The sequence below is a fragment of the Clostridium amazonense genome, from assembly GCF_056431285.1.
The window spans coordinates 187,177-202,096 of sequence record NZ_JBWKMH010000031.1; the positions used below are offsets into that span (position 1 = coordinate 187,177).

The 14,920-nt window shown below is 28.4% G+C and carries 7 protein-coding genes; all 7 read left to right on the forward strand.

Annotated features, from left to right (window positions below; genetic code table 11):
* Window positions 1-501: 501 nt before the first annotated feature.
* Window positions 502-3,714 (forward strand): S8 family serine peptidase, encoded by a 3,213-nt coding sequence (locus AC07E4_RS13220; RefSeq protein ID WP_478216632.1) that lies wholly within the window; start codon window positions 502-504, stop codon window positions 3,712-3,714.
* An 891-nt stretch (window positions 3,715-4,605) separates the two neighbouring features.
* Window positions 4,606-5,127, forward strand: coding sequence for a hypothetical protein (locus AC07E4_RS13225; RefSeq protein WP_478216633.1), 522 nt, complete (start codon window positions 4,606-4,608; stop codon window positions 5,125-5,127).
* A 112-nt stretch (window positions 5,128-5,239) separates the two neighbouring features.
* Window positions 5,240-9,016 (forward strand): S8 family serine peptidase, encoded by a 3,777-nt coding sequence (locus AC07E4_RS13230; RefSeq protein WP_478216634.1) that lies wholly within the window; start codon window positions 5,240-5,242, stop codon window positions 9,014-9,016.
* 280 nt (window positions 9,017-9,296) lie between these two features.
* Entirely contained in the window at window positions 9,297-9,428 is a 132-nt protein-coding gene (locus tag AC07E4_RS13235; RefSeq protein ID WP_478216635.1) for a hypothetical protein, read from the forward strand.
* Between the two features lie 271 nt (window positions 9,429-9,699).
* Window positions 9,700-11,616 (forward strand): ABC-F family ATP-binding cassette domain-containing protein, encoded by a 1,917-nt coding sequence (locus tag AC07E4_RS13240; RefSeq protein ID WP_478216636.1) that lies wholly within the window; start codon window positions 9,700-9,702, stop codon window positions 11,614-11,616.
* Window positions 11,617-12,340: 724 nt separating this feature from the next.
* Complete coding sequence (locus AC07E4_RS13245; protein WP_034439792.1) at window positions 12,341-12,985, forward strand: redox-sensing transcriptional repressor Rex; 645 nt, start codon at window positions 12,341-12,343, stop codon at window positions 12,983-12,985.
* Between the two features lie 1,032 nt (window positions 12,986-14,017).
* Window positions 14,018-14,797: a short-chain-enoyl-CoA hydratase gene (locus tag AC07E4_RS13250; RefSeq protein WP_034439787.1), complete on the forward strand. Its 780-nt coding sequence runs from the start codon at window positions 14,018-14,020 to the stop codon at window positions 14,795-14,797.
* Window positions 14,798-14,920 lie beyond the last annotated feature (123 nt).

Consider the following 14,920-nt stretch of genomic DNA (forward strand, 5'->3'; position numbering starts at 1 on the left):
TGAGTTTCTAAGTATTGCTGTTTTTAAATGTAATTACTAAATTTGTAGGTGAGAATTTATTCTTGCCAAACGTTATTAGGATATATTGTTTTTAAGTATTTATATTCAAATCAAAGACCGCCAAGGTTAAAACCTCAGCTACGAAGGTGTAAGAGAAAACTTGTCCCAACCTCTGTAGGCGAGAATTTATTCTTGCTGTTACACGCTGGTATTTTAAGTATTGTAGCTATATTGAAGACCGCCAAGACTAAAGTCTCAGCTACAAAGGTGAAAGAGATTGATGTGCCATATAGTTATTAAAATTTTTGGAGGGTGGAATTCATTCTATCTATTTAAATGTGCCAATAAAGGTATTATGAATAATATCATCAATAATTGTCAACTGTCAATTAATAAAGTAGGCGAGGTTTCAACCTTGCAATTACATGATATTATTTTTAATATGAACTTGGAACTCTATAGTTATATGAATAATAAATAAAACTTAAGGGGGGATGTTTTGTGAGAGGAAATTTGGGTAAAAAGTATGCAAGAGCGATAGTTTTTGTTATGGTCACATGTTTTATGACTACTTCAATGAATACTATAGCAAGGGCTGATGATGAAAGTAAGTTAATAAATGAGCCATTATCATTAGAAGATAAAAATGAATTTCTAAAAGAATACAAGAAAAATGTGCCTAGTAATATTTTAATAGAAGATAAAAGTACAAAGGATGAAATTACAAGAGTAATAGTTGAATTAGATGGGAAATCAGCACAAGAAATAGTTGGGAAAGGTGAGAAACCAACACAGGCTGAAAGTTTTAAAGTAGAGGCAATTCAAGAGCCTATAAAAGCAGAGGTTGCTAGTATTGAAAATGTAAGTATAAGGCATAGTTATACTAATGTTTTTAATGGATTTAGCATAGAGGTTGAAAGAAAAGATATAGAAAAGATAAAAGAAATAGACGGAGTGAAAAGTGTTAGGGAAGTAGCAAAGTATGAGGAAGATATTACAAGTGCTAAAAAAATGACACAAATAGAAGATGTATGGAAAACATATAGTCTTAAAGGCGAAGGAATGGTTATTGCGGTTATAGATACAGGCATAGATTATAGGCATAAGGATTTTTCAAACCCTAAGAATTTAAATAAGATTAAATTAAATAAAGAAAAAGTACAAGCTATTAAGGAAAATGGAGCATTAAGTATAGACAAAAACATTGAAACCTTTTTTACAGAAAAAATTCCATTTGGATATAATTATGCAGATAAAAATAATGAAATAGTAGATTTAAGAAGCTCAAAGGAGCCACATGGAGCTCATGTTGCGGGTATTGCAGCTGCAAATGGTGATGATGAATTAATTGAAAAGAATCAAGCTGTTAAGGGTGTGGCACCAGAAGCTCAACTATTAGCAATGAAAGTATTTTCGAATGGACCATTAGGCAATTATAGTTATAGTGATGATCAATTAGCTGCCATAGATGATGCAGTTGTATTAGGAGCAGATGTTATAAATATGAGTTTAGGCTCCCCAGTAGGATTTAGAAATGATATGGAACCTATTCAAGATGCAATAAAAAGAGCTACAGATGCAGGTACTGTAGTTGTGCTTTCTGCTGGAAATAGTTTTAGTTCTACTGAACCATATGATATAGGTGTTTTAAATGACCAAATTACAGTAGGTGCACCAGCACTTGCAAAAGATTCTTTAATGGTTGCAAGTTTTCAAAATACTGGATTTACAAGTAGAGTTATAGAATTTGAAAACAATAGGGGAGAAAAAGTTGCGGATGGAAATTTTAAAGAACATAAAATAGATTTTAAAAAAATATACAATAAAGATTATGAAATAGTTGATTGTAACTTAGGTGAGACAAAGGACTTTAATAAAGTAGGCGGAAAGGTAGCTTTAATAAAAAGAGGAGAGATATCTTTTTCAGAAAAGATATTGAATGCACAAGAAAAAGGTGCAGTTGGAGTAATTATATATAATGATGAAAAAAGTAAAGAACTTGCTGATATGTCATCAGATGAAAAAATAAAAATACCTGCTATATTTGTAGATAATTCCGTGGGAAAAAATATAATAGAATCTAAAGATTCAGTTATGTTTAATGGAACAATTAAGGGTGAAACAAATAAAGAGCAAAATATAGAAGGGGCTTCAGATTTTTCAGCATGGGGACCATCACCAAGCCTTGAATTTAAACCACAAATCTCAGCTCCAGGAGGAGAAATTTTATCTACATTTAATGAAGGATCTCATGGATATATGAGTGGAACATCAATGGCAGCACCACATGTATCTGGAATTATGGCATTGTTAATAGAAGGAATTAAAGAGTATGCACCAGAACTTAAGGGAAGAGAATTGGTTGACTATGCTAAAAATATAGTTATGAATACATCTAAAGTAGAAATAGATAAAGTTAATGGCAGCATACCATTTTCACCAAGAAAGCAAGGAGCAGGACTAGTACAAGCAGAGGCTGCAATTAGAAATAGAGTTACTGTAACTAATAATGGTAAAGCAGCAATAGAACTAAAAGAAATAAGAGATGGCAATTTTACATTTGATTTAGACTTAAAAAATTATGGAGATAAAGATGCTGAGTATAATATAAAGAAATTAGGAAATGTTTTAACACAAAGTGAAGAAATATATAAGGATATACATGATAGAGAACTAAATGAAAATGAAGCTACTTTAAAATTTGATAAGGATATTGTAGTAGTTCCAGCCAAGAGTAGTGAGAAAGTTACTGTAACATTAAATATAGGAGATAGTATAACTGAGGATAAGTATTTAGAAGGATTTATAAAATTAACATCTAAAGATAAAGATATTCCATCATTGTCTATACCTTATATAGGATTCTATGGAGATTGGGGAGCAGAAAAAATAACAACTAATAATGCATGGAGTGATGGCAAACATATTTTAATAGATGTGCTTAAGAAAAAGGGAAGATATAAAAAAGTTTTGGTAGAAAATCTAGCAATATCAAATGTTGATGGTAAAGATTCAATACTTGGTGTAGATGGAGTAAATGAAGATGCAACTAATAAATATAATGGAGAAAAAATAGCAATAAGCCCTAATCAAGATGATGTCAATGATGTGATGTACCCGGCACTATATTTAATGAGAAATGCTAAGAAAATTTCAGCAGAAGTTGTAGATTGTAATGGGAAGGTAATAAGAAATTTAGGAAATGTCACAGAAGTTAGTAAAAATCTAATTAGATTAGACTCAGGAAAAACACCTAAATTTATTAGAGATATGAAGTGGGATGGCACAATTTTTAATAAATCAAAGGGAAATTTTGAAGTAGTTGAAGATGGTGAGTATACTTATAGAATAAAATTAAATGCAGCTTATGAGGGTGATAAAGAACAAGTTGTAGAAATGCCAGTTAAAGTTGATACAGTTGCACCAAAAGTTGGTGTGGCTAAAATAGAAAACTTAGATGGTGGAAAAGCAAGAATACATTTTAATGCAATAGATGAATTTTCAGGAGTTGATATTAATTCAGGAGCAGTAGTTTCAGTAAATGGACAAGTACACTTTGAAGAGGAACCACTTTTATATGATAAGGAAACTGGATTATATTCTCAAGTGGTAACAGGAATAAAAGATAATGAAGTAAATAAAGTAAATATAGCCATTTTTGATTATGCAAAAAATATTGGTGGTGTAGAAACATCAATATTATTAAATAAGTAAAAGCAAAAATACCAATCGATATTTGAGATTGGTATTTTTAATTTTAAATAGAAATATAATATACATATTAAATAAATATGTATAATTTCAATTATATGTTTACAAAAAATGTATAAAAAGTATATAATATAAATAAAAAAGTCAAAATATACAGAAAATTGAGTTGGCAAATTAAAAATAATGCTATTTTGAAACATAGGAAAACAAGTTGAAAATGAAATTACTCAAATATTAAATGAGAATAATGTTAGTAAAGAAAACAGGAATTATTTAAAACGTTATTCATAAAAATCTCAAAGAAACGCAAATTAATAAGATTTTCTAAATCAATTTTCAATTGCCAACTGGTTCAGAATGTAAATATAGTAGGTGAGTATCCAAATCAAAGACCGCCAAGGTTAAAACCTCAGCTACAAAGGGGTAAGAGGTTTAAATAAGAAATAATTAAAGATATTGTGAATGAAATGAATAATATCATCAATAACTGTCCAATGTCCATTGTCAACTGTCAATTGATAAAGTAGGCGAGTTTTCAACCATGCTATTACACGGTGGTATTTTAAGTATTGTAGCTATATAAAAGACCACTAAGACTAAAGTCTCAGCTACGAAGGTGTTATAGATTTTAGCTACAAAGAAAAAATAAAACGTGCAAATCCGCTTATATGCGAGGGTTCAACCTTGTCTAACGACATTTGAATATATTACTTTCTAATTTTAAAGTGGTTCAAAATGTAAATTTAAAAATAAACTCGAATATTAGTAGTATTTTTTGATAAAGAAACAATTATATTTAAATAGAAAATGACAGTTAAATTAAGATTTCAGATCATTAAAAACAAAGGTATAAATTAAAGTATTAGATTGAAATCCTATGGAAAGGTGGTAAATATGAAAAAGTATAATAAGGATGTTTTGATAAGAACAGTAGCTGCTATTGCTCTAGCAGGTGCAATTTGTTTCGGTATTTTTTATAAAATAAGTTTAAAAGATGCAGGACAAGAAAAGTATGAAATTAAAAATGTGGCAGATAAAAATTATGTGGTAAAAGTTAAAGATGGATACAATGAAGAAGTATTAAATATAAGTTTAGTTGATAACTTTATAAAGAATGTTGAAAATAAAAAGTCTGATGAGGTTTTTATTATAGAATATGAAAAGAATAAAAATAAAGAAGTTGTTACGTCTCTTCAAGAAATAAATTATGACGAGAAAAAAATAGAAGTGACAAATTACGATGTATCAAATGAAAAAGAGTTTAAGGAAAAAGAAAAAAAAGATTACTTTAGACTTTGGAAAGTTGGCGATAATTTCGGTGCAAAAATTGTTGCAACAAAAAGTGAAGTGGAATCCGTTATAAATGGAGACATATTATTTGAATATGTAGAGAGTAATACAAAAGAGTATAAATAAAAAATTATGAGAGGTAATAAAAAATTTATTGTTTAGCAAGTTAAGTTTATAAATGCTATATGTAAATTTTTGTTATAAAAAAGCATTAGAGGAATAAGGGGGATTAACTAAAATGAATAGTAAATTAAAGAAAAACTTTGCTAAAATTATGACTTTAGCATTAGTGACATCAATCACTGTGGGGTCAATTCCTAACATGGTAAAAGCAGAAGAAGTAAGTAAGCTTTTAAATATGCCACTTACAGCTGAAAGTAAAGAACAAATATTAGAGGAATTTAAGAATAATATTCCTAAAAGTGAAACTTTAATAAACAATGAAAATCAAGAAGAAATGGTAAGACTTATAGTTGAGGTTAATGGGAAATCAGCACAAGAAATGGTGCCAAAGGGTACAAGAGCAAGTGAAAAAGAAAATGCAATAGTAGAAGTAAATCAAGAACCAGTAAGACAAGCTGTAGAGAGTATGGAAAGTGTAGATATAAGACATAGCTATACTAATGTTTTCAATGGTTTTAGTGTAGATGCACAAAGAAAAGATATAGAGAATATAAAAGCTATAAATGGTGTAAAAAGTGTTAAGGAAGCAACAAAATATGTTGAAAATATGAGTAACGCAACAAAACTTACTCAAGTAGAAGATGTTTGGAAAAAATATAGTTTAAAGGGAGAAGGTATGGTTGTAGCTATTCTTGATACAGGAATAGATTACAAGCATAAAGATTTTAAAAATCCTAAAGATACAAGTAAATTAAAATTAAATAGAGATGCTATTAATAAAATAAAGGAAAGTGGAGTATTAAAAGCAGATTCAAATGCGGACACATATTTTACGGAAAAAATTCCATTTGGATATAATTACTCAGATAAGAATACACAAATAGTAGATTTAAGAGATTCAAAATCACCACATGGAGCTCATGTAGCAGGAATTGTAGGAGCTGATGGTGATGAAAATCTTATCGAAAGTAATGGGGCAGTTAGAGGGGTAGCGCCTGAAACTCAATTACTTGCAATGAAAGTATTTTCAAATGGACCTTTAGGAAAGTATACATATAGTGATGATCAGTTGGCTGCAATTGATGACGCTGTAGCACTAGGTGCAGATGTTATAAATATGAGTTTAGGTGGACCAGCAGGATTTAGAAATGACGCAGAGCCAGTTCAAGATGCAATAACAAGAGCAACAGATGCTGGAGTTATGGTTGTAGTTTCAGCAGGAAACAGCTCAATAGCTACTAATCCTTATGGAATAGGTGTTTTAAATGATCAAATTACTGTTGGAGATCCTGCACTTGCTAAAGATGCATTAATGGTATCAAGTTATGAAAATACTCATGTAGCTAATAAAATAATTGAATTTAAAGATGAAAAAAATAAAAAAATAGCTAGTGGAATTTTTGCAGAACATCAAGTAGATTTTAGAAGTATTTATAATAAAAATAATGAGATAATTAATTGTGGTCTAGGAAAAAATGAAGAATTAGGAAAAGTTAAAGGTAAAGTTGCACTGGTTAAAAGAGGAGATATATCATTTATAGATAAAATTGTAAATGCTCAAAACAATGGTGCAACAGGTGTAATTATATATAACAGTGATAAAGATGAAACAATTATTAATATGGTAACAGACCCATCAATAAAAATACCTGCTATATTTGTTCCAAATTCTGTTGGTGAAGCAATTAAAAAATCAAAAAATAAAGTATTATTTAATGGAGATCTTGGAAATGAAGTAGGAAAAAATCAAAATTCAGGAGATTATTCTGATTTTACATCTTGGGGACCATCACCAAGTTTAGAGTTTAAACCACAAATTGCGGCACCAGGTGGTCAAATATATTCAACTTTAAATGAGGGAGAACATGGTGTTATGAGTGGAACATCTATGTCAGCTCCGCATACATCAGGTGTTATGACACTTTTATTAGAATCAATGAAGGATTCGATGAATGAGTTATCAGGCAGAGAAAAAATGGATTATGCAAAAAATAATATAATGAATACTGCACAAGTAGAACTAGATAAAAAGCATGGCAATACACCATTCTCTCCAAGAAGACAAGGTGCAGGTCTTACACAAGTTGAAGATGCTATAAGAAATAGAGTTACTATAACTAATAATGGAAAAGCATCAGTTGAATTAAAAGAGATAAAAGAAAATAAAGTTACGTTTACTTTAGATTTAAAAAATTACGGGGACAAGCAAGCTGAATATAAAATAGAAAGCTTAGGAAATGTATTAACTCAAGATGAGACTATAGGTGAAATGGTACATGATAGAGAACTAGGTAAAAGTGAAGCTAACTTGGAGTTTAGTGCTAAAAATATTATTGTTCCAGCAAAAGGAAATGCTAGTGTTAATGTTACATTAAATATAGGAAGTAGCTTTGCATCAGAGCAGTACTTAGAAGGATATATAAAATTTGAATCTAAAGATAAAAACATCCCTTCTTTATCAATTCCATACATGGGATTCTATGGTGAGTGGGATAAAGAAAAAATAACAACAAACAATGCATGGGATAAAGAAAAACATATTTTAGTTGATGCAGTAAATAAAAATGGGGATAAGGCTATAATAGAGAATTTAGCTTTATCAAGTTTTGAAGGTATACCTGTGATGCTTGGATTAGAAAATACAAATGAGATTGGAAAAAATATATATAATAAGGATAAAATAGCAATAAGTCCTAATGAAGATAAGTTAAATGACGTTATTTATCCAGGATTGTATTTAATGAGAAATGCAAAACAAATTTCTGCGCAAGTTTTAGATAGTGAAGGAAAAGTTATAAGAAATGTAGGAACAATTACACAAAGAAGAAAACAATTAATAAACTCTGAAGTAGGAAAACTTCCACAATTTATGGCTGAACTTTCATGGGATGGTAGATTATTTGATAAGTCTAAAGGAAACTTTGTAAATGCAAAAGATGGAAATTACACATATAGAATAAAAATGAAAGTTGACTATAATGGAGCAAAAGAACAAATCGTAGATATGCCAGTGAAGATAGATACTAATGGACCAGATGTTCAAATAGTAAAATGTGAAAATGCTGGAGTTGGTGCAGCAAAAATATACTTTACAGCAACAGATGATGCATCAGGAGTTGATATGAAGCCAGGTGTATGTATAATTAAAAATGGTGTAATGGAACCATTTAGCCAAGATGTACAATATGATGAAAAAACAGGATTATATTGTAAACTAGTAACAGGATTAAAAGATAATGCATTAAACCAAATAAGAATAGGTGTCCTTGATTATGCAAGAAATTTAAATGGTTCAGAAACTGTTATACCAGTAGGAAATATAAATCCAGTAGTTATGAAATTAGATGATGAAAATTTAGAAAATGGACAAACAAATGTAAAAGAAAATAAATATATTATAAGTGGTACTATAAATAGAGCTATAAAAGATTTATTTATAGGTGGCGAAAAAATAGATGTAAATATTAAAGAAGATGGAACTGCAACATTTGAAAAGCAGCTAGAATTAAAAGAAGGCTTAACAGTTGTAAATATAAAAGCTGTTGATTATGATGGAAAAGTTTTAAGAGATTATGGATATAAAATCTACTGCGATACAGTAAAACCAACTATTAATATAACTGAACCAGAAGTTACAGATGGTAAAGTAAAACTTTCAGGAAATAAAGTAGTGTTAAAAGGAAATGTTTCTGATAATTTAGGTTCATATAATTTTTATGTTAATGGAGAGTTAAACTACAAATCAGAATTTGATGGAATAGTATCAGAAGAAAAAGGTAGACATAATTTTGAAATTGAAGTTAATGAATTAAAAGATGGAGATTTTATATTATTAAAAGTTGTAGATAACAATGAAAATGCAACAGAAATAAAATTACAAGTAGTTAAATAAAAAACAAAATTTAAGGGCAAGTAAAATATATTTTAGTTCCTATGTAGGGTGGAAATCATTCTACTAAAACTCCAAGACCGCCAAGACTGAAGTCTCAGCTACGAAGGAGTGGAAGTTGATGTGCCATATATTTATTCAAATATTTTTCTGTAGGGTGGAATTTATTCTACCGATTTAAATATGCAAATAAGGGTATTATGAATGAAATGAATAATAGCATCAATAACTGTAAAATGTCCATTGTCAACTGTCAATTGGTTAAGTAGGCGAGGTTTTAACCTTGCGGTTACACGTTGGTATTTTAAGTGTTGTAGCTATATCGAAGACCGCAAAGACTAAAGTATCAGCTACAAAGGGGGAAGAGTTTGTGCCAATCTCTGTAGTAGAGGTTTCAACCTTGCAAGTAATATAAATTATATAGAAGAGGCGTGTGAAAACACGCTTTTTTCTTTATCGTGCGGTGGGAAACTATTATATTGTTATAACTATGTAATTTAAATTTCTTTGTTATATGTTTGTGATTATAGTAAAATAGAAGTGAAACGAACTTTTAAGCTTAATAAATTGTAGAGAGAAACTTATTAAGTTTAAAAGATTATAAATAAAATTTAATTTTAACAATGAGTTAAATTGACAATTGCTTATTGTCAATTGATTTTAATATATATTTGAGGTGACAGAAAATGATAGTTTTAAGTTGTAATAATATACATAAAAGTTTTGGTATAGATGTTATTTTAAAAGATATTACTTTTAGCATTAATGAAGGTGAAAAGATTGGTTTAATTGGCGCAAATGGTGCTGGTAAGTCTACTCTTTTTAAAATATTAACATCACAAATGGAGTATGATAGTGGTGAATTATTTATAGATAAAAGTAAAAGAGTTGGTTACTTGTCGCAAAATCTTGCTTTAGAGTCAGACAATACAATATTTGGTGAACTTCTTTTAGTTTTTGAAGAACTTCTAAATATGGAAAAAAAGCTAAAAACTCTAGAACAAAAAATGAGTGAACCTTATGATGAAACTAAGGCTGATTATCACAATAAATTAATAAAAGACTATACAACATTAACTGAGGTTTATGAAAATAGAGGCGGATACACTTATAAAGGGGAGATAGGAAGGGTTTTAAAAGGGCTTGGATTTAATGAGAATGACTTTGATAAGCAGATAAATATATTAAGTGGTGGTCAAAAAACAAGAGTAGCACTTTGTAAATTATTATTAATAAAGCCAGAAATCCTTTTACTTGACGAGCCTACAAACCACTTAGATTTAGACGCAATAGAATGGCTTGAAGAATATTTAAAAAATTATAAAGGCAGTATGATAATAATTTCCCATGATAGATTTTTCTTAGATGCTGTAACAAATAAGACTATTGAAATAGCAGGGGGAAGAGCAGCATCTTATAATGGAAACTATACTACATTTATTGATTTAAAGAAGAAAAATTATGACGTGGCTCTTAAGGCTTATAATCTTCAACAAGCAGAAATTAAAAGACAAGAAGATATTATACAAAAATATAAATCATTCAATAGAGAAAAAAGTATAAAAGCAGCAGAAAGTAGACAAAAGGCATTAGATAAAATTGAAAGAATAGAAGCACCACATAAAGAACAGAAGGCTTCAAGAATATCTTTTGAGACCAAGATAAAGAGTGGTAATGATGTACTACACATTGAAGAATTAAGTAAGAGCTTTGGTGAAAAAGTTCTATTTACAAATGTAAATATGGATATAAAAAGAGAAAATAAGATAGCACTTATAGGTGAAAATGGAAGAGGAAAAACAACTTTATTTAAAATTATAATGGATGAAATTGAAAAAGATTCAGGAGTTAAAGTTTTAGGTAAAAATGTTAATATAGGATATTATGATCAGGAACAATCTAATTTAGATTTACAAAAAACTATAATAGATGAAGTTTGGGATGAGTTTCCAGACATGACAACAACAGAAGTAAGATGTGCATTAGCTGCATTTTTATTTACTGGTGATGATGTATTTAAAAAGATAGAAAAATTAAGTGGTGGAGAAAAGTGTAGAATAAATCTTTTAAAACTTATGTTATCAAAAAATAATTTCTTATTATTAGATGAGCCTACAAACCATTTAGATATAGTATCTAGAGAAGCATTAGAGGATGCACTATTAACTTATGATGGAACGGTACTTGTTATATCCCATGATAGATATTTCTTAAATAAGGTTGCAGGTAAAATTTTTGAACTTAACATAGATGGAATTAAAGAATACTTAGGAAATTATTCTTATTATATTGAAAAGAAAAGTAATCCAGCTAGATTCCAAGATGAAGAGGAAACTAGCGGAATAACTAAGACACAAATAAAACAAGATAAAAAGAAAAAGAGAGAAGAAGAAAAAAAGGAAAAAGAAAAACAAAAGTATATAAAATCATTAGAAGAAAAAATTGCATCAACAGAAGAAGAAATAGATGAATTTCAAAAAATGCTTTGTTTAGAAGAAATATATTCAAATCCAGAGAAGAGTCAGGAAGTTAATAAAAGTATATCATCAAAAGAAGCAGAACTTGAAAAACTTTATGAAGAATGGGAAGAAGTTGCACAGTAATTAATTAAAAAAAAAGCGTGTAGGAATACATGCTTTTTTCATTTCAAAGAAAGTTTAAAGATAAAAAAGTAATAGAAAATGAAGAAATAATTAAATAGAATTTCAAAATTGAAAGGCCAGTTTAATTCATTATTTTAAATAAATAACAATCATTATAGATAATTTAAGTAGCAAATTTAATTTAATGAAATTTAGAATTATTAAGATAATTCTAAATTTTGATAAGATGAGGTATTTATATAAAAATTTTGAAAAATATTATAAACAAAGTTAATTGAATATGGTAAAATATAAACAAAGTTTGATAAAACAATGTGAAAAAAAATGAATTTTTAAATTATAAGATAATTATTGTTACATAATCATATATATTATTGAAAAAGTATAACATTAAAATATAATAGATGATTAAAATTTAAATTATTAAGTAAATAAGTGGCTTTTAGAACCATATTTAATAATAATTTATTCTCTATTAGAAAAGTTATTATTAAAAAAAGCAATACAAAAAATATTTTTTTATTGTATTATTGAATAATAGGACATATAGATGATTTAATTTTTAAATATATACATAGATAAAAAGTGGATTTTGTAACAAAGATAATGATGAATTAGTTAAATGATAAACAAATTAAATAATGCAAATATAGAAACATATAATGTTTAACTAGATTTGAACATGTATTTTACAAAGGGATTGGAATATTTTGGAGGTGATTTCTTGGATAAAAAGAAAAATATATCAATGGCAGTTATAAAAAGGATTCCTAAATATTATAGATATTTAAAGGAACTTGCTAATAATGATGTGGATAGAATTTCCTCAAATGAATTAAGTGAGAAAATAGGATTTACAGCATCTCAAATAAGACAAGATTTAAATTGTTTTGGTGATTTTGGTCAACAAGGATATGGTTACAATGTAAAAGAACTTCTATCACAAATATCAGGGATATTAGGACTAGATAAAGATTATAACATAGTAATTATAGGAGCAGGTAATATAGGTCAAGCAATAGCAAATTATACTTATTTTCAAAAGATGTCTTTTGATGTAAAAGCTATATTTGATATAAATCCTAAATTAATTGGTCTAAAAATAAGAGAGGTTCCTATACTAGATATAGATGAACTAGAAGGATTTATTGGAGAAAATCAAATTGATATAGGAATAATTTGTGTGCCAAAAGAAAGAGCACAAGATGTATGTGAAGTTATTACTGAATCAGGAATAAAAGCTATATGGAATTTTGCTCCAATAGATTTAAAAGTTCCAAACGATGTAATAGTGGAAAATGTTCACTTAAGTGAAAGTTTGATGACTTTAAGTTATCTTTTAAATGAACGTAGAAAAGAAGAAAATTAAAAGTTTAAAATTGAAAATATTCAAAGTGAATTTATCAAGTTGAAGATATAAATCAATTAAAATTTTAGCTGCTAGTTGTATTATAGCTAGCAGCTAAAATTTTTTTTATGTAGAAGAATTGAGAAAAATCCATAGTCGAGGTTTCAATCATGCAATTATACAGTGTTATTTTTAAGAGTATAGACAGATCAAAAGCCGCCAAGACTAAAGTCCCAGCTACAAAGGAGAAAGAGATTTTAATAACTGTCAAATGTCCACTGTCAATTGGTAAAGTAGGGTGGAATTCATTCCACCTGGACTTAGGTAAGTATCAAAATCGAAAACCGCCAAGACTGAAGTCTCGGCTACGAAGGGAAAAATAAAATTTGTGCCAATTATTGTAGGCGAGAATTTATTCTTGTTGTTACACGGTATTAATTTAGGTTTTATATCCATATCAAGAACCGCCAAGACTAAAGTCTCAGATACAAAGGAGAAAGAGATTTTAATAAAAAAGCAATTAAAGATATTGTGAATGAAATGAATAATATCATCAATAACTGTCCAATGTCCATTGTCAACTGTCAATTGGGGAAGTAGGGTGGAATTTATTCTACCCATTTAAATGTGCCAATTAATTTAATTATAAGTGACATTAGAAATTTAATTTGAAAAATCAATTAATATATTGTGAATAAAAGAGTAATAAAACTACACAATGAAAATATATTTATACTGTTATGGGAAAAGCATTTAAAGGCTATATAAAAACTTAGATTGTAACCTATAATAAAAATTTGAAAAAAGTAAATATATTAATATTAGGAACTTTGTGGGTAAAATTTTTGAAAAAAATTTAATGAAATAGTGATAATTACAAACAAATTATTTGTTAATTAAAATAATTCAGAAAAAATAATTAACTCTGTTGCAAAAATATACCATTCGGTCTATAATAAGACATGAGGTTGAGAAACTTCGATATTATTTTTTTAAGAAAATTGTTATATTATTCACAAAATCTAATAGGAATATTCATGGGGGATAGCATTTATGGAATTTAAAAACATTATCCTAGAACAGGATCAAAACATTGCTGTCATAAAGCTTAATAGGCCAAAAGCATTGAATGCTTTAAATTCAGAGACTTTAAAAGAAATAAATGATGCTATTGAAATTATTGAGAAAGATGAAAGCATATACACCGTAATAATAACTGGTGAAGGAAAAGCTTTTGTAGCTGGAGCAGATATTTCAGAAATGAAAGATTTAAATTCAATACAAGGCAGGGAATTCGGAATACTTGGAAACAAAGTATTTAGAAGAATTGAAACTTTAAAAAAACCAGTTATAGCAGCAGTTAATGGATTTGCATTAGGTGGTGGTTGTGAACTTTCAATGGCTTGTGACATAAGAATAGCTTCAGTAAAAGCTAAGTTTGGACAACCTGAGTCAGGACTTGGAATAACGCCAGGTTTTGGAGGAACTCAAAGATTAGCTAGACTTGTGGGAGAGGGCGTAGCTAAAGAATTAATATTTACTTGTGACATTATAAAAGCAGATGAAGCTTTAAGAATAGGTCTTGTAAATAAAGTGGTTGAACCAGAAGAACTTATGAATGAAGCAATGAATATGGCTAAAAAGATAGCAAATAATGCACCAAAAGCAGTAGCTTTCTGCAAAGAAGCTATAAATAATGGAATTCAAATGAACATTGAAGATGCATTAAGATACGAATCTGAAATTTTTGGAATGTGCTTTAGCACTTGTGACCAAAAAGAAGGAATGAGTGCGTTCTTAGAGAAAAGAGACAAAGTATTTAAAAATATGTAATCCTTTAACTACATAGGGTTAATAGATTTAGCTAATGTGAGAGGTTCAAAATAAATCTTAAATTTTCAGAATTTAAATTATATTTAAATTTTAAATATAATTCGAAATAGATTTAATTGTTTC